The organism is Rheinheimera muenzenbergensis, assembly GCF_036984005.1.
Classification (GTDB): Bacteria; Pseudomonadota; Gammaproteobacteria; order Enterobacterales; family Alteromonadaceae; genus Alishewanella; species Alishewanella muenzenbergensis.
On record NZ_JALAAR010000013.1, the window covers coordinates 73,722 to 92,067 of the forward strand.

At 50.1% G+C, this 18,346-nt stretch carries 13 protein-coding genes; 5 read left to right on the plus strand and 8 right to left on the minus strand.

Annotation, left to right across the window (positions count from 1 at the left end; all coding sequences use genetic code 11):
• Nucleotides 1–11: 11 nt before the first annotated feature.
• From efp to MN202_RS14950, 3 genes are all read left to right on the plus strand, one after another.
• Complete coding sequence (gene efp, locus MN202_RS14940; protein WP_215399119.1) at nucleotides 12–572, plus strand: elongation factor P; 561 nt, start codon at nucleotides 12–14, stop codon at nucleotides 570–572.
• A gap of 59 nt (nucleotides 573–631) precedes the next feature.
• On the plus strand, nucleotides 632–1,210 hold the full coding sequence (locus tag MN202_RS14945) for a sugar O-acetyltransferase (protein ID WP_335736939.1): 579 nt from the start codon (nucleotides 632–634) through the stop codon (nucleotides 1,208–1,210).
• 90 nt (nucleotides 1,211–1,300) lie between these two features.
• Nucleotides 1,301–1,624 (plus strand): hypothetical protein, encoded by a 324-nt coding sequence (locus MN202_RS14950; protein ID WP_335736940.1) that lies wholly within the window; start codon nucleotides 1,301–1,303, stop codon nucleotides 1,622–1,624.
• A gap of 10 nt (nucleotides 1,625–1,634) precedes the next feature.
• On the opposite strand, the gene MN202_RS14955 is transcribed toward MN202_RS14950, so the two are convergent.
• The 5 genes from MN202_RS14955 to MN202_RS14975 form a co-directional block, all read right to left on the minus strand.
• Nucleotides 1,635–2,297 carry a 3'-5' exonuclease gene (locus MN202_RS14955; protein ID WP_335736941.1) on the minus strand — a complete coding sequence of 221 codons (663 nt, stop codon included), beginning with the start codon at nucleotides 2,295–2,297 and terminating at the stop codon, nucleotides 1,635–1,637.
• 2 nt (nucleotides 2,298–2,299) lie between these two features.
• On the minus strand, nucleotides 2,300–4,126 hold the full coding sequence (locus tag MN202_RS14960) for a DUF294 nucleotidyltransferase-like domain-containing protein (RefSeq protein ID WP_335736942.1): 1,827 nt from the start codon (nucleotides 4,124–4,126) through the stop codon (nucleotides 2,300–2,302).
• 28 nt (nucleotides 4,127–4,154) lie between these two features.
• Entirely contained in the window at nucleotides 4,155–4,673 is a 519-nt protein-coding gene (locus MN202_RS14965) for a hypothetical protein (protein WP_335736943.1), read from the minus strand.
• 88 nt (nucleotides 4,674–4,761) lie between these two features.
• The gene (locus MN202_RS14970) at nucleotides 4,762–6,546 is read right to left on the minus strand and encodes a sodium:solute symporter family protein (protein ID WP_335736944.1); all 1,785 of its coding nucleotides are present in this window, start codon (nucleotides 6,544–6,546) and stop codon (nucleotides 4,762–4,764) included.
• A 7-nt stretch (nucleotides 6,547–6,553) separates the two neighbouring features.
• Nucleotides 6,554–6,817 (minus strand): DUF4212 domain-containing protein, encoded by a 264-nt coding sequence (locus MN202_RS14975; RefSeq protein ID WP_335736945.1) that lies wholly within the window; start codon nucleotides 6,815–6,817, stop codon nucleotides 6,554–6,556.
• Between the two features lie 161 nt (nucleotides 6,818–6,978).
• Between MN202_RS14975 and MN202_RS14980 the strand changes: the two genes are divergently transcribed.
• Nucleotides 6,979–10,524, plus strand: a complete 3,546-nt coding sequence (locus MN202_RS14980) for a PAS domain-containing hybrid sensor histidine kinase/response regulator (protein WP_335736946.1) — start codon at nucleotides 6,979–6,981, stop codon at nucleotides 10,522–10,524.
• Here MN202_RS14980 and MN202_RS14985 read toward each other — a convergent pair whose 3' ends face one another.
• Both MN202_RS14985 and acs read right to left on the minus strand, forming a co-directional pair.
• Nucleotides 10,525–11,202, minus strand: a complete 678-nt coding sequence (locus tag MN202_RS14985; protein ID WP_335736947.1) for a response regulator transcription factor — start codon at nucleotides 11,200–11,202, stop codon at nucleotides 10,525–10,527.
• Between the two features lie 120 nt (nucleotides 11,203–11,322).
• Nucleotides 11,323–13,287, minus strand: coding sequence for an acetate--CoA ligase (gene acs, locus MN202_RS14990; protein ID WP_335736948.1), 1,965 nt, complete (start codon nucleotides 13,285–13,287; stop codon nucleotides 11,323–11,325).
• Between the two features lie 252 nt (nucleotides 13,288–13,539).
• Here acs and MN202_RS14995 point away from each other — a divergent pair, with 252 nt between their 5' ends.
• On the plus strand, nucleotides 13,540–14,697 hold the full coding sequence (locus MN202_RS14995) for a DcaP family trimeric outer membrane transporter (RefSeq protein WP_335736949.1): 1,158 nt from the start codon (nucleotides 13,540–13,542) through the stop codon (nucleotides 14,695–14,697).
• 150 nt (nucleotides 14,698–14,847) lie between these two features.
• On the opposite strand, the gene rne is transcribed toward MN202_RS14995, so the two are convergent.
• Entirely contained in the window at nucleotides 14,848–17,973 is a 3,126-nt protein-coding gene (rne, locus tag MN202_RS15000) for a ribonuclease E (protein WP_335736950.1), read from the minus strand.
• Nucleotides 17,974–18,346: the final 373 nt, after the last annotated feature.

The following is an 18,346-nucleotide window of genomic DNA, read 5'->3' on the forward strand; positions in this document are numbered from 1 at the left end:
ATATTTCAGTCATGATGAAGACAGCTCAAGAACTGCGTGCTGGCCAGGTGATTATGGTTGGCACTGAAGCAATGGTAATTTTAAAGGCCGAATTTAACAAATCGGGCCGTAACGCTGCCGTTGTAAAAATGAAAATGAAAAACCTGTTAAATGGTCAGGGCATGGAAACCGTATACCGTGCTGATGACAAATTTGAACAGGTACTGCTGGAAACTAAAGAAGTAACTTACTCTTACTTCGCTGATCCTATGTACGTATTTATGGATCAGGAATACAACCAGTTTGAAGTTGAAGCAGAAAACATGACCGAAGCACTGAAATACCTGGTTGACGGTATGGAGTGTTCAGTAGTGTTTTACGGCGAGCGCCCAATTTCGGTAGACCTGCCAACAGTAGTAGTACGCACTGTAACTTACACTGAGCCAGCAGCCCGTGGCGATACTTCAGGTAAAGTGATGAAGCCAGCTAAAATTGAAACTGGTTTTGAACTGATGGTACCGGCCTTCGTAGAAGAAGGTGACAAGATTGAAATCGATACCCGTACTGACGAGTACCGCAGCCGCGCCAAGTAATTTGGCCGGTTGACACAAAAAGGCGCTTAGGCGCCTTTTTTATTACCCGGAGATAAGCAATGCCAACTGAAAAACAAAAAATGTTAAGCGGCGACTGGTATAACCCGCTGGATAAAGCGCTGAGCGCTGAGCGTTTGGCGGCGCGCAAGTTACAGCATCTATTTAACCACAGCACGCCGGATGATGAAGCCCTGCGCCGGCAACTGTTAAAGCAATGGCTGCCCAACAGCGGCAAGCATTTTTATGTCGAGCCGCCATTTTATTGTGACTATGGCTATAACATTAAAACCGGTGCTAAGGTGTTTTTTAACTACAACTGCGTGGTGCTGGATGTGGCGCCGGTGACTATCGGCAGTAATGTATTCTTTGGCCCGGCGGTACAAATTTATACGGTGAATCATCCGCTGGACGCGACTGAACGGCGCAGCTTGCAAGAGCAGGCGTTAGCGGTAACCATTGCCGATGATGTCTGGATTGGCGGTGGGGCCATTATTTTACCAGGTGTGACCATTGGCGCGGGCACTGTAATTGCTGCCGGCAGTGTGGTGACTAAAAATATGCCGGCCGGTGTAGTGGCTGGCGGCAATCCGTGCCGGGTGCTGCGAAATGTCGCTGAGCAAGAAAATAAATGTGATTAAAATGTAAGGTTAATGCGTAAAGCTGTTGCTGATTATCTTGGTGTATCTATAATGGAAAAGCATTTTCGTCTTTTAGCAGGAGTAGATACGATGCGATTAAAATCGATGCTGGCCATCAGCAGTGTAATACTAACGATAGCGGCCTGGCCGTCACAGGCGTGCGGTTTTCGTTTGAGCAGTGGCAAGTTGTTAAGTTGCGGCATGCCGCGCATAGAAGTACTGGCGTTGGCAGGAGAGCCAGCTGCAAAGGATGTTGAAACCTTGGGCGTAGATACCGGTGAGCCGGTAAAAGGCGAAACGATTGAGACCTGGTCGTATAAGTTGAAAAACGATATGGGTAACGACTATCTGGTGTCGTTAACTTTGCAAGCCGGTAAAGTTACCGCCATCTGGTCAAAACAACAAAACCGCTAAGCGATTTAACTTAGCGTGACAACAGATATAAGTCTGCCAGTGTCATCTCAGCGCCGCCCGGTTTAAGCTGGCCTAGTAGCAGCAAGGCGGTGCTGTAAGCATCTTCCAGCGCGTGATGGTTGGCCATTGCCGGCAAACCATGCCTTTTCAGACAACTGGGAAGTTTCAACGCATCATGTTTTACTACTTTGCCCTGACGCAATAAGCGCTGCCATTCAATTTGCATGGTATCAATAAACTTAAAGCGTGGGGTTTTGCCAAAACAACGCAAACAAGCTGCGCGTAAAAACTGTTCATCTAACTGGCTATGGTGAGCTACAAATACATAGCCGGCATAACGGCTTAACAGCTCGGTGAGCACGTCGGCCAATTCGTGCGCGTCTTTTAACTGATGATCGTGTAAACCGTGATACACCGCACTTTGACCAACGCTGACAGGGCTGTTAATTAAATAATGTTTAGCGTCAGCTAACACTATTTCGTGCTGGTGCACCGGCACCCAGCCAATACTGACAATATGATCTTTGCGCGGATTCAGGCCGGTTAATTCAAAATCTAATACCAGAAACCTGGCGTCTTTTGCCGCCATGTTGGCGGATGGAAAAGGCGTCGCGGAAAAATAGCCTACCGCCTGATGAATAGGGCGGCGTTTGGCTGCCAACCAGTTAAGCATGGTTACAACTCCCGGCAAAAACGCTGTTTAAGCCGGCTTTGCGCCTCATTAATAACGGCAAAGCTGTCTTTGAGCTGATGACGCGACAGGCCGGAAATTTCTGCCGGATCTAAAAGATTAGTGACATTATGGCCTTGCGCCAAATCGTGCTGGTGTTTTTCCCAGCGTAGTTGCGCTAATACGTCAAACGCATCCTGCAAGTCCTGGCTGTCTTTACTGCTGATAACGCCATCGGTAACTAATTTGGCTAAGCGGCTGCGGGTATTAACCTGATGAATACCGGCTGACAGGGCGTAAACACGGACTAAATCAGTGATCAGCGAAATGCCGCGTTTTTTTAAGTCCAGGCCTTTTTTCTGCTTGCCATCTTGCTCAAGAATAAAGTTTTTAAATAATCCCAGCGGTGCAGTGCGCTGCAGTGCGGTTTGTGTCAGATGATATAAAAACAGCGGTGCCTGAGCTGTGCGCTGTAAAATGTCTTCCTGCAGCGCATTAAATAGTCCCTTGCTGCCATCAATAACACGTAAATCAAAGAAGATACTGGCTTTTAGCAAGGCATCAGGCGTTGGCGTGGCTATCCAGCGGGCAAAACGACCAGACCAGCCTTTTAAACTCAGCCGTAACTCACTATTGGTTGCCATAATATTACCCGGGCACAGCGTAATACCGCACTGTGCCAGCCCGTTACAGACAAATTCTGCCAGCGCGCTAAAATAGTCGCCAACTTCGCCCTGCGGCTCTTTTTCCAGCAACAGGGCATTGTCCTGATCAGCGTTTAAACTTTGATCCATCCGCGCCTGTGAGCCAAATGCGAGCCAGCTGAACACACAGGGAGCCTCGCCCAGTTGTTGCTGCGCCAGATAAATAAGCCGCTGGGTTAACGCATCGGTAATAGTGGTAATAATGTGGCCGGCTTCATGTGCCGGCACCTGTTGTTTGCTTAGTGTTACAGCCAGATCGGCAATATGCTGGCTGCAGCGCTCCAGACCATCCAGATTGGTTTGGCGGTGAATTTCACCAATCAGATATACCGGATGATCCTGCTGACTGCGGATAATATCGGTTGCGGTTAACATGCCGCAGCACAAGCCCTGATCCAATACCGGTAAATGATGGATATTATATTGGCTCATTTGCTGCACGGCTTCATACAAATAAGCATGGCGGTCAATGCTATGTGGCTGGCGCGTCATGATCTGGCTTATTTGGGTATTGGCGGGCAGGGCATGCGCCAATACCCGGCTGCGCAGATCACGATCGGTGATAATACCAACCAGCTTATCGTGCTCTTCTACCAGCAGTGACGATACGCGTGCATCAGACATTAGTCTGGCGGCATCCTGTACGCTTTGTTCCGGCCGGATAGCAATTTTACGCTGTTGCACAATATCACTGATTTTCAGCGTAAAACGTGAGCTTTGTTGTTGCTCACGGTACTGGTGCAAGCGGCGGCTGAACAGGCGCTGGAAAAAAATGTCGAGGTTTTTGTATTGATAGCGGCTTTGATGAAAGGCATCTGCTGCCACAAAGAATATCAGGCCGTCTTCTTCACATAACAGGGTGTCGTTGTCAGTCAGGCCGGTTAACAACTGCTGATAGCCATAAAAATCGCCGGCCTGCAGTTTGGTCAGCAGCTGTTGCTGGTCGCTGTACAAGGTAAAAATGCCGGTACGCACCAGTATTAACCTGTCGCTGCTGACATTTACTCTGTCATGCGCCTGGTAATAATGCACATTAATCTGGCTGGCTAATTGTGCCAGCGCCGCCTCGTTCAGTTGATCGAAGGGCGTGGTATCAGCCAAAAAACGGGTGACGTCTGCAACTTCCATTTTAACGCGGCCTATAAAGTTGCTGTGGTTAACTGTTACACACTGCTGTTAACAGAGGATCATCGGCAGAGAGTTTTTGCCAGTCACTGTTAAGCGGTGCATCTGCAGCAGGTACTGCCAGCTGTTCGCTGAACTCGGTCCGGGCATGTTGTTGGCAGTGTAGTACAACAGGCACACGGCGCGCAGTGGCACGACGCTGAAAAAAATACAGGTCGACCAGCATAATTTGGTTATTAAGTTGATTTTCTGCCGCATTGTTAACGTCGGCAGCAATAAAGCGCAGCGTTTGCGGGTACAGGTAGCTCCAGGGCCGCCAAGCCGCTTGTTCCTGCACCGTTTTTACTACGACTACGCCTGATGGCAGTAAGCTTGCCTGATGCTCAAACCAGGTGTATTCGCTGTGGATCTGAAAACCCAGCATAGTGGCACCGGCAAATACCGGTATTAACCAGCGCGGGGCTTTATTGGCGCTGATGTTACGTAAAATCAGTGCTATGCCTGCGCCGCCTAAACCTGCTACAACGGTGGCAATCAGTTCCCATAACATATATTTATTCCTGAATAAGACGGGCTTTCAGTATGAAAGCCCGTTGCTATTGTGGTGTAACTTTAGCTGGTAAAGCAACAATCCGTTATCAGTGGTCAGTTGCTGCGCCGGCACCTTTAGGGTAACGCACGCTTTCTACCAGTTCCTGGATATGTTGCGGTGGTTGCTCTGTCGCTGACGACACTGCAAAGGCAACGATAAAGTTGATCATCGCACCAACAGCACCAAATGACAGCGGCGAAATACCGTAACCGAAAGACCCAAATAACCAGTTCGCCTGTACATTGTCAAACATATTGGTGCCCGGAATAAACAGGAAGCCAAGGTACAGGAAGATATAGGTGACCGTAGCGATCAAGCCTGCCAGCATACCGGCAATGGCGCCTTTGTTATTTACCCGTTTTGAAAAGATACCCATCATCAATGCCGGGAAAATAGACGCTGCAGCTATACCAAAGGCCAGTGCTACTGTTTGTGCCGCAAAGCCGGGTGGGTTCATCCCCAGCCAGGTGGCGACGACTATCGCTACTGCCATCGAAATACGTGCGGCACGCAGTTCGCCTTTTTCGGTGATTTGCGGATTAATCGAACCCTTAATCAGGTCGTGGCTGACAGCAGACGATATCGCCAACAGCAAACCTGCTGCGGTTGATAGCGCTGCAGCTAAACCACCGGCAGCAATTAAGCCGATAACCCAGCCTGGCAGATTGGCAATTTCAGGGTTAGCCAGTACCAGAATATCGTTATTAACGGTCAGTTCATTGCCATTCCAACCACGCTCTGTGGCCGTTTGCTTGAATGACTCCGACTTGTCGTTATATAACTGGATGCGGCCATCGCTGTTTTTATCGTCAAACTTAATTAAACCGGTTTGTTCCCAGTTTTTAATCCAGTCTGGCCGTTCAGCATATTGAATGGCATCAGCAGTAGGGCCTGCAGGGTAAATGGTGTTCAGCAGGTTTAACCGTGCCATAGAGGCAACCGCTGGCGCAGTCAAATACAGCAGAGCAATAAACACCAGGGCCCAACCGGCAGACCAGCGTGCATCAGATACTTTAGGTACAGTGAAGAAACGGATAATAACGTGCGGTAAACCCGCGGTACCTATCATTAATGACAGCGTGAACAGTACCATATTCAGTTTATTTGACACATCGGCCGTGTAGTCGGTAAAGCCAAGGTCACGGACTACTAAATCCAATTTTTGCAGCAGTGGCATACCAGACGCTGTATGCTCAGAGAACAAACCCAGTGGTGGCAGAGGATTGCCGGTTAACTGTAACGAGATAAACACCGCAGGAATCGTGTAGGCGATAATTAACACCACATACTGCGCGACCTGGGTATAGGTAATGCCTTTCATACCGCCCATAACAGCGTATAAAAATACGATTACTGCGGCGATAATCAGACCAGTGTCGCTTTCTACTTCTAAAAAGCGCGAAAACGCTACACCTGCGCCTGTCATCTGACCAATAACGTAAGTTACTGAAGCGATGATTAAGCAGGCTACCGCGACTAAGCGGGCATTTTTGCTATAAAACCTGTCGCCGATAAACTCTGGCACAGTAAACTTACCGAATTTACGTAAGTAAGGTGCCAATAGCATCGCCAGTAACACATAGCCACCGGTCCAGCCCATCAGGAAGGTTGAATTAGCATAACCACCGGCAGCAATTAAACCGGCCATAGAAATAAACGATGCCGCCGACATCCAGTCAGCGGCAGTCGCCATACCGTTCATTACCGGGTTTACCCCGCCGCCGGCAACATAGAACTCTTTAGTAGAGCCGGCCCGGGCCCAGATCGCAATAGCGATATAGAGCGCGAAGGAGCCGCCAACGAAAATCAGATTGATTGCAAATTGACTCATGACGAACTTACTCCTCGTGCAGGCCAAATTCTTTATCGAGCTTATTCATTCTCCAGGCATAGAAGAAGATTAACGCGATAAAGGTTAAGATAGACCCCTGTTGTGCAAACCAGAAGCCAAGGTCGGTACCGCCTACACTGATGCCTGCAAGCAGCGGGCGGAATAAAATACCGCCGCCGTAGGACACCAGGGCCCAGACGATGAGGCTGCCGACGATCAAGCGAAGATTCGCTGACCAGTAAGCCGCCGCGTTACGATCGTGCTCTGTCATAAATACACTCCTTTTCCTTTGTTATTTTTATCTTGCAAAGTTAATCTAGCAGTTGTTAACACAAGTGAAAGCCCGACTTTAGTCGAAGCCTGAGCGCAGATAATTGACTTGTGCGCCGCGTTAAGCCAAAAGTATCAGTTAAATAATTACGGGAGAGCGCAGTGGCTGCTTGGGTAGTTGCCTTATTGGCATTGTTGTATGTCGGTGGATTGTTTCTGATTGCCAACTGGGGCGAGCGACATGCCGATGACAAACTCATACGAAAGTATGGGGGGGTAATTTACAGTCTGGCATTGGCGGTATACTGCACCTCCTGGACTTACTACGGCGCTGTAGGTACTGCGGTTACCCAGGGTTGGGATTACATTCCTATTTATCTGGGGCCGGTGCTGCTGTTTATTTTCGCTCAGCCGTTTTTGTTTAAACTGCTGTATGTCACCAAAAAACAAAATGTCACCTCCATCGCCGACTTTATTGCCGCGCGTTACGGTAAGCGAAAAAACATAGCCCTGTTAGCGTCACTGGTTTGTCTGGTGGTGGTAGTGCCTTATATTGCACTGCAGCTTAAAGCGGTATCCAGTTCGTATCAGGTGCTGCTGGGCGGCGATTTTTCTGACGATGCAGCCAACTGGTGGCAGGACAGTGCCTTTTTAAGTGCATTGGCTATGGCGTTTTTTGCCATTTTATTTGGCACCCGTAAATTGCACCTGACAGAGCAAAGCCGCGGTGTCATGGTCGCTATTGCTTTTGAATCCGTGGTTAAGCTATTTGCGCTATTGACGCTGGGGCTGGCCGTTTACGTGTTTGTGCTGTCGGATGTTGGCAGTGTATTTAGCCGCTTTGCTGATCATGCCATCGCACAGCAAGACCGCAACAGCTATGGCGTGCTCGAATTTATCACCAAAACCGTACTGGCCACCACGGCGGTATTTTTATTGCCGCGCCAGTTTCATGTCGCCTTTGTTGAAAATGTCTCCCACCACCATTTACGCCATGCGCGGCGCTGGTTTTCGCTGTACTTGTTTATGGTGACTATTGTCGTGATCCCCATCGCCATTGGCGGCATGCAGTTGTTTCCGCAGGCACTGAGCTCGGCAGATAGCTTTGTGCTGAAAATACCGGCGCAGTCAGGCTGGGATATGCTCAGCGTGCTGGTATTTATTGGCGGATTTTCCGCGGCAACCTCAATGATTATTATCGCCACGCTGGCGCTATCGACGATGATCAGTAACGATGTGATTATGCCGGGACTGCTGCGTAGCAGTAAACGCCAGGGGCTGCCACATGATTACAGCCTGCTGATCTTATTAGTACGGCGCAGCATGGTGGTGCTGGTAATGCTGTTGTCCTATTTGTATTACCGCATGTTTGCCCGTAACTATGAACTGGCAGAAACCGGCTTGCTGGCGTTTGCGCTGGTGATCCAGTTGGCACCGGCAGTAATTGGCGGCCTGTACTGGCGCCGCGGCAATGCCTGGGGCGTGTATCTGGGCTTAACCACCGGCTGCGTGTTGTGGTTTTACACCCTGATGTTGCCACAGCTGGTCAGTACCGGCGCGATAGACAGCAATATTATGCAAACCGGGTTGTTTGGCTGGTCCTGGCTGGTGCCAACGGCCTTATTTGGCACCAGTTTGGATAGCCTGAGCCATGGCGTGCTGTTTTCTACCGGCTTTAATCTGCTGTTTTACCTTGCCGGCTCCTTGTTCACCCAGGTCAGTTTACAGGACAGGCTGCAGGCAGTGGCCTTTGTGAAACCGAATTTACCGGTAAACCATCAGGACACACCGGCGCGGCGAATTCGTATCCGTAATACCGATTTAAAAATTCTGCTGGAGCGCTTTGTCGGCGCCAACCGGGCGGCAGAGTGCCTGCAGGAATACGGCAAAAAGCAGCAACAAAGCTTACAACTGGATGACTATCCCAGCGTTGGTCTGGTAGAGCATGTCGAGCGCGAACTGGCCGGTGTTATCGGCGCCTCGTCTGCTGCGGCCATGGTAAATGCGGTGCTGGAGGGGCGTCAGCTTGGCTTTGAAGACGTGGTTACCCTGTTTGACGATACCACCCAGGCCATTCAGTTCTCGCGTAAAATTCTGTTTTCGACGCTGGAGCACCTGAGCCAGGGGGTCAGTGTGGTTGACAGAGAACTGAAACTGGTAGCCTGGAACAAAGCCTATCTGGAAATGTTTGCTTATCCCGAAGCCATGGTGCGGGTAGGGCGCCCGGTTGCCGATATAGTGCGTTTCAATGCTGAACGTGGCTTGTGTGGCCCGGGCAGTGCCGACGAACATGTCGAAAAACGTATCCAGCATATGCAAAAGGGCACAGCACATGTGTTTCAGCGGGTGCGACCAGATGGCAAAGTTATTGAAATGCGTGGTAATCCTATACCCGGCGGCGGTTTTGTAACCAGCTTTACCGATATTTCCGACCATGTGCAGGCGGTGCAGGCGCTGGCAGAGGCGAAGCAGCATCTGGAAGATCGGGTGCAGGAGCGTACCCAAACCATCTCGGAGATCAACCACGAACTGTTGGCTGAGGTCAGGCGGCGGCGGGAAACGGAGCAGCAACTACTGCAGGCCAAAGCCGAGGCAGAGGTCGCCAATGCATCAAAAACGCGGTTTTTGGCGCTGGCCAGCCACGATATATTGCAGCCGTTAAATGCTGCCCGCTTATTTACTGCCGCTCTTGGTGGCAGCAAAGACGTACAGCAGCAACAACATATTATCAGTCAGCTGGACAATTCACTTAAAGCCTCTGAAGAGCTGATTTCAACCTTACTGGAGATTGCCAAGCTGGACGATGGCAAACTGACACCAGATGTACAGGCTGTGTCACTGCAAGAATTGCTAAGCCAGCTGGCGGATGAATTTGGTTTACTGGCGCAGCAAAAAGGTTTGCAGTTTACGGTGCGACCGGCAGATTATATGGTCAATACCGATGCGACTTACCTCAGACGTATACTACAGAATATGTTATCCAACGCGATAAAATACACTAAACAGGGCCGTATTTTACTTGGTTGCCGAAAACGTGGTGAGCAATTGCTTATTCAGGTATGGGATAGTGGTCCGGGCATCGCAGAGCCGGATTTACTGCGTATATTTGAGGATTTTTACCGCATAGATGCCACCGCGAAAGGCCAGCAGGGGGTTGGTTTGGGCCTGGGGGTGGTAAACCGGATGGCAAAACTGCTTGGACACCCGCTTAAAGTGCAATCCTGGCCTGGCAAAGGCAGTATGTTTAGCATCAGCTTGCCGCTAGTCAGCGCGACAATGCGCCAGTCGTTACCGTTGCCGGGGCATAGCGCACAGCGGCCGGTACCCGGACTGTCAGTAGTGTGTATTGACGACGATGCGGCGAATCTGGCAGCACTTAAAGTGTTGCTGCAGCAATGGCAGATAGACGATGTGGCATGTTTTTACGATGATGACAGCCTGATGGACTATGCCAGAACACATCCGGCACCGGATGTTCTGTTAATTGACTACCAGCTGGGCCAGCAGCTCGATGGTTTAAGCCTGTACAACCGGGTAAAACTGGTTTGGGGGGCCGTACATGGCATTTTGGTGTCTGCTTCGCCCGAAGCGGGCCTGGCGATGAAAGCTAAGCAACAGGGCTTGATGTTTTTGGCCAAACCCATTAAACCGGCTGCGCTGCGTGCCAGTTTAAGTCATCTTAAAATGCTAAAACGGGCGCAGCAGTAATCAATGCTGTGCCATGGCTTTATTGACCGGCGGTTCCAGGGTTAAACGCTGAGCCTGGATCACCACCTGGGTGCGGTTAGTTACGCCTAATTTTCGGAATATAGCGGTAATATGGGCTTTAACTGTGGCTTCAGAAATATGTAAGTCGTAAGCAATTTGCTTGTTTAGCCAACCTTCAGTCAGATAATACAACACCTTGTATTGTTGCGCGGTAAGCTGGGCAACTTTAGCCGCCAAATCAAGATCTTCTTCCGCTGCGTGGTCGCTATGTTCTAACACCTGCTTTTTAATATTTTGTGGCACCCATAGCTCACCGGCCAGCACCGCGTTTAGCGCCGCACTGATATCCGCCGGATTGGCCGACTTAGGGACATAAGCCGAGGCACCAAATGCCATAACCCGGCGTATAACATCTAACTCTTCACTGGCAGAAATAACCACTATCGGTAAAGCAGGGAAGGTTTTACGCAGCTGTATCAGCCCGAGAAAACCGCAATTGCCCGGCATATGCAAATCCAGCAGCAATAAATCGGTATCGGGGTGTTGCTCCAATGCTTCACAGGTGCTGTCAAAGCTATCGGTTTCAATAGTGGCCTTGGTGGCAAAAGTACTGCTGATGGCGTTAATCAGCGCATTGCGAAACAATGGATGGTCGTCTGCGACGATCAGTTTTGCCATCTTGTCCTCCGGCGACGGGAATTATAATTATTATATTAGGTTGAAACAAAAGGCCGCTGTTGCGGCCTTTTATACTGCGGTTAGTGCTGCCTGCTGTCAAGCATACACTTAAGTTGTCTGCTACTTACGGTTTAATCTGTTATCAACCAGGGTTTCGACCACAGATGGATCGGCCAACGTAGAGATATCACCTAACTGATCATGCTCATTGGCGGCAATTTTGCGTAAGATCCGCCGCATAATTTTACCAGAGCGGGTTTTTGGCAGGCCGGTCGGCGCCCACTGAATAAGATCCGGCGTAGCAATAGGGGAAATTTCTTCGCGCACCCAGTCGCGCAGTGCCTTGGTCAGCTCGGCGCTGGGTTCAACGCCAACCCGCGGCGTAACATAAACATAAATACCCTGGCCTTTAATGTCATGCGGATAGCCTACCACTGCCGCTTCGGCTACGGCATCGTGTGCTACCAGGCAGCTTTCAATCTCGGCGGTGCCTAAGCGGTGGCCGGAGATATTAAGCACATCGTCTACCCGGCCGGTTAACCAGTAGTAACCGTCAGCATCGCGTTTGGCGCCGTCACCGGTGAAATACAGCCCGGGATAAGTGCTGAAATAGGTTTGTTCAAAACGCTCGTGATCGCCGTAAACCGTGCGCATCTGGCCGGGCCAACTGTCTTTTATGACAAGGTTACCTTCGCACTCTCCACTTAGCTCATTACCTTCGTTATCAACAATAGCCGGTACTACACCAAAGAAGGGACGGGTAGCAGAACCTGGTTTAAGTTCGGTACAGCCGGGTAAAGGCGTAATCAAAATACCGCCGGTTTCTGTTTGCCACCAGGTATCGACGATAGGGCAATTACCTTTACCAAATTTTTCGTGGTACCAGCTCCAGGCTTCCGGATTAATCGGCTCTCCTACACTACCAAGGGTTCGCAATGAGCTTAAAGAACATCCCTCAACCGGTGCGTCGCCATGTGCCATTAACGCACGGATGGCGGTAGGGGCGGTATAAAGAATGTTAACCTGATATTTATCAACAATTTGCGCCATACGTTTTACGCTGGGGTAATTAGGCACGCCTTCAAACATCACACTGCTGGCACCGTTAGCCAGCGGGCCATACACGATATAACTGTGGCCGGTTACCCAACCAATATCGGCTGCACACCAGTAAATATCGCCGTCGTGGTAGTCAAACACATACTGATGCGTCATAGACGCATACATCAGATAACCGCCGGTAGTATGTAAGACGCCTTTAGGCTTGCCGGTAGAGCCGGAGGTATAGAGGATAAACAGCGGATCTTCTGCATTCATCGGCTCAGCCGGGCAATCACTGCTGTGCTGGCTTAGCAGCTCGTGATACCAGACATCGCGGCCGTCTTTGCCGGCATTCATGTCAACATTTTTGCCGACATGCTTTACGACTATCACATTTTGCACCGGAGAATCGCTGCCTAAGTGCGCCAACGCCATGTCAGTGTTGTCTTTCAGGTTTGTTACACGGCTGCCGCGCAATGCCTGATCTGCAGTAATAACCAGTTTAGAATCACAATCAACAATGCGGCTGCCCAACGCATCAGGCGAAAAACCGGCAAATACCACGGAATGCACAGCACCTATGCGCGCGCAGGCCAGCAGTGCCACAGCGGCTTCCGGGATCATCGGTAAGTATATAGTTACGCGATCACCTTTATTTACACCTAAAGCTTTCATACCGTTGGCCAGTTTGCACACTTGCTGATGCAACTGGGCATAAGTAACGGTTTTTTGCACTTCAGGTGAGTCGCCTTCCCAATAAAAGGCTACCTGATCGGCACGCTCTGGCAGATGCCGGTCAAGGCAGTTGTAGCTGGCATTTAATATACCGTCAGCAAACCATTTAATACTGACATCGCCAGCGGCAAAACTGGTACTTTTTACCTGACTGAAAGGCGTGAACCAATGTAGCCGTTTACCATGCTCTGCCCAGAAGGTGTCCGGTTCGGTCACTGACTGCTGGTACATTTGCATGTACTGCGTATTGGTCAGTAAAGAGCGCTCCGTTGCGCTGGCTGGTACCGGATAAACTGTTGCATGTGACATAACTTCCCCTGTGTAAAGCAGTGTTAAATTTAATAAAAAAATATACAGACGTTCTATCGAAGCACGGCGTCATTTTAAATTAGACATTAGTCTAGCCAAACTTTAGCCAGGCCGCTAACCGCCCTAAGTTAACAGTAATGTAACGCCGCAGTGTTAAAAACTGCGACTAAAGGCTAATTGCAGGAATGCCAACACTGCACCACAGTTGAAACGCAAAATTACCATTACAAGAAAAAGACGGAGAGACGGCAAATGAAAAACATAACAAAAGTATCCTACCTTGCAGCCTGCATCGCGCTTGGTGCAGGCAACGTCCAGGCTAACGGTTTTAATATAGGTGACACCGATGTAACCTTTGGTGGCTATGTAAAACTTGATGCTATGTATACTGACAGTTCTGACGGCCAGATAGCAACAGGTATTGGCCGTGACTTTTATATTCCCAGTCTGACCCCGGTAGGCGGCGCTGATGAAGGCGGTACTTTTGATTTTCATGCCCGCCAGTCGCGCTTTTTCTTCAAAACCAGCACAAAACTGGACAACGGTAAAACGCTGGGCGGCCATATTGAACTTGATTTTATGGCAACAGCAGGTGGTGACGAGCGGATAACCAACAGCTATTCGCCGCGCTTACGGCAAGCTTTTATTACCTACGATGGTTGGTTGTTCGGACAAACCTGGACCACCTTCATGGATTTAAACGCGTTACCGGATACGCTGGATTTTATCGGTAATACCGACGCTATGGTGTTTGGCCGTCAGGCGCAAATCCGTTATACCAGCGGTAATTTCCAGGTCGCTATTGAAAACCCGGAAACCACGGTAACGCCTAATGGCGGTGGTGGCAGAATTACAACGGACGACAATGCAGTACCAGATTTAGTCTTTAAGTACGGACAAAAAACCTCCTGGGGTAATTGGTCGGTATCGGCTTTAGCACGTCAATTGGCCTATGAAACGGCCACCATCGACAGTACCACTTCAGCTTTCGGTATTAGCGCCACAGCAAAAATTTTGCTAAGTAATAACAATGATATCCGTTTAACGGCCACCACAGGTTCTGGTATTGGCCGCTACATTGGCTTAAATACCGCTAATGGCGCTGTACTGGATGCCAATAACGAGTTAGAAGCTATCGACTCAACCGCTTTTGCCATTGCCTATAAGCACAACTGGAACAGCCAGTGGCGTAGCAGCCTGGTGTATTCGATGTTGAGTGTTGACAACGATGTGGCGTTGACCGGTGCCGGCGTGACCAAAACGACCAGTAGCTGGACAACCAACCTGATTTATCAGGCGGCAAAAAAATTGATGTTTGGTGTCGAATATAAGTTTGCCAACCGGGAAGTTGAATCTGGCCTGGAAGGTGATATGAACCGCATTCAGTTTAGCGCCAAGTACGATTTCTAAGCGGATACTGCAAGTTACAAAAAATAGGGGCGCTTGATGCGCCCCTTATTTTGCCTGTCGCTATATCAAAAAAACAAAGGGCGCATTAAGCGCCCTTTTTGTTAGTTGGCGACGCGGTGCTGCGTCGCCATGTTATGACGTTACCTTGGCTTATTCATCTGCCTTGGGTTTGGTCATCGGCGCACTGGCGGCCTGGCGGGCAAAAGCTGATCCGGCCGGACGCTCCGAGCTGGCAACCTGTGGCCTGGCCTGGGCTGGCATAACCGGCGCTGCTTCAGCTGCGCTGGTATCGTCAGTTTGTGGCTGTTCAGGTTTGGTCATGGTTGCCACGACCATTTGCGCAAAACGGCTTTTTGCCGGTGCTGCAGCTTTTGCCGGTTGTGCGGCCGGTGTAGCTGGTGTTACCGGTTCGGCCGCTTTTGTCACGACATCGGCTTTAGCGCTAACAACGGGTTCTGCCGGCACTACAGCTTCAACTACCTCTGCTGCCTTGGCGGCAACCGCTTGCTCGGCGGCTGCCGGTGCAGCTGTCGCAGCGGCGGTATCTGGCGTTTGCTCTGCTGTTACGGCTGGCGCAACCTCAGCAACGGCATCAGCAACAACCTCGGCGTGTTTCACGTCTGCATCAGCAACGACTGCGGTGTCAGCTTTTTTCGCTGGCTTACGCCGGCTACGGCTTTTCGGTTTTTCTGCCACTTCTACTTCAGCAGCGTCGACTGTCTCAGCAGCTGCTTCAGTTTCAGTTGCAATAACCGGTGCTTCAGCAGCGATTTCTGCTGTTACGGCATCGGCACTGTCTGCAGTTACATTGCTATCGCTGTTGCTGTCAGTCAGGTCGCCAGCTTCAGTTTGTTCCTGCTCTTTTTTACGCTTCTGGCCCGCTGCGCGCAGATGACGCGGTGAGCGGCGGTTGCGGCTGCGTGGCTCTGTGCTTTCGCTGTCAACTACCTCGGTCTGCACTGCGGTATCTGTACTGTCAGTAGCGGCTGTTACACCGGCTTCGGCAGTGGTGTCAGTTGCACTTACAACCGCAGTCTCGATAGCAGGCGCTGCGCTAACTGCAGTATCAGGATGCTCTGCAACCACTGCTGGCTTAGCGTGCTCGGCGGCAGGTGCTTGCGGCGCTTCTGCGATAACTACCGGCGCAACCAGTTGCGCATCAGCGGCTTTTTCCATCCGTACAGATTTGCGAATATTACGACGCTGACGACGCTCGGCGACACGTTGTGGTGCATCGTCATCCTGCTCTTTGGCCGGCGCAACTTTATCCGCGGTTTTCTCCTGCGGTTTTTTCGCTTCCTGATTACGGGCAGGGCGAGCGTCCTGTTGTGGCCGCGCCGGGCGGTCTGCACGTTCAGTGCGCTCAGGACGTTCAGTGCGCTCTTGCTTCACGCTGTCGTCACGTTGTACCGGGCTGTTTCTGTCTTCAGCGTCATTACGGCGGCGCTTATTGTTGCGACGACGGTTATTGTCGCGGTTGGCATCGGTACGGCCATCTTTATTGTCACGAGAGTTGCGGTTATTGCTGCGCTCTGGCTGACGTTGCTGCTGTTTTGGCTGCTCGGTTTGTTCGGCCGGGCCAAATACTTTAGCAAACCAGTTGCTAATAGCTTTAAACAGACCGCTGTTTTGCGGCTGTGCAGCTGGCTGTTCTGCTTTAGGTGCCGGACGTGGTGCTGAACTGTCGGCAATATTAATAGCAGAAATAGCCGGCTTCTCTTTTACGGCATCTGAAGCCGGTTGATACAGCGTAGTAGTCGCTTCCGGGGCTTTCACCATGTTGTAGCTGACGTCGTCAATTTCTTCGTCGATACGAATACGGATCACTTCATGGTTAGGTGTTTCCAGATGTTCGTTCGGAATAACAAAGACGCGGATGCCATGACGGGTTTCTATCCGGCGTACGGCTTCACGCTTTTCATTCATCAGATAAGTGGCAACCGATACCGGTACCTGAGCATGAATTTGACTGGTATTGTCTTTGATCGACTCTTCTTCAATCAACCGCAGAATTGACAGCGCAGATGACTCAGTGCTGCGAATAGTACCGCGGCCATGACAACGTGGGCAAACATGCGTTGCCGATTCGCCTAATGACGGGCGTAGACGTTGACGTGACATTTCCAGCAGGCCAAAACGCGAGATGCGGCCAATTTGTACCCGGGCGCGGTCGTGTTTTACGGCATCTTTTAAACGGTTTTCTACTTCGCGTTGATGGCGTACCGGCGTCATATCGATAAAGTCGATAACGATTAAACCACCTAAGTCGCGCAGACGTAACTGACGGGCAATTTCATCGGCGGCTTCTAAGTTAGTGTTAAAGGCGGTTTCTTCAATATCGCCGCCTTTGGTCGCTTTGGACGAGTTGATATCAATGGCCGTTAATGCTTCAGTACTGTCGATTACGATAGAGCCGCCTGAAGGCAGGCGGACTTCGCGACGAAACGCCGACTCGATCTGAGTTTCAATTTGAAAATGCATAAACAGCGGCACTTCGCCCTGATACAGTTTCACGCGGTGGGTGAAATCGGGGCGGAATTGTTGAATATAGACTTTGGCTTCTTCGAAAATACGTGGATTGTCGATCAGGATTTCGCCAACATCACGACGCAGATAATCGCGGATAGCGCGAAATACCACATTGCTTTCCTGATGGATTAAAAACGGTGAAGGGCGCTTTTGTGCTTCTTCAGTGATGGCCGACCAGTGTTTTAACAAGGCTTTTAAATCGTAGTCCAGCTCTTCGTAGGATTTACCTACACCGGCAGTACGTACAATTAAACCCATGCCGTCCGGCATTTCTAACTGGCCTAAAGAATCTTTTAATTCCTGACGCTCGTCACCTTCAATACGGCGCGAAATACCGCCAGCACGCGGGTTGTTAGGCATCAGTACTAAATAAGAACCGGCGAGGCTGATAAAGGTGGTTAAGGCAGCGCCTTTCTGACCACGTTCTTCTTTATCAATCTGGATAATAACTTCCTGGCCTTCTTTAACCACTTCTTTAATGTTAGGGCGGCCGTCAAAACTGTAACCGGCAGGGAAGTATTCGCGGGAGATTTCTTTCAGGGGTAAAAAACCGTGACGGTCAGCACCGTAGTCAACAAAAGCTGCTTCTAAGCTTGGCTCAACGCGGGTGATTTTACCTTTGTAAATATTGGCTTTTTTTTGTTCATGGCCCGGGCTTTCTATATCCAGGTCATACAGTTTCTGGCCATCGACCAGCGCAACGCGGATTTCTTCTTCCTGCGTCGCGTTAATTAACATTCTTTTCATCGTTAGTGACTCGCATTTTGCAGCCACAACGCAGCCCTATGGGCACCTGCGTGTTCAGACGTTATCAAACACTAATGGGTGCAGTCTCACGACTGGAATGTCTGAAGAAACCAAATTGTCACTGCATTCGCTTTTATGTTGGCTTTGCAGTTTATGCTGTTTTCGTTTTTGGATCTGAAACACACCGCCTTGCGGCGCTGCGTTATAGCAATATTTTTTATGCTCTGGTTGACCGGAACTCATGTTTTGCCTTTATTGATAACAGATTACGCAGCATTATCTCAGGCAAATGGCGTTTGGTTTACGTCGGGGTATAAAAAACGTTGGTTTTCACCACGAATTCGGTATGATCTGTCCCCCGAGCGCTGCCGCA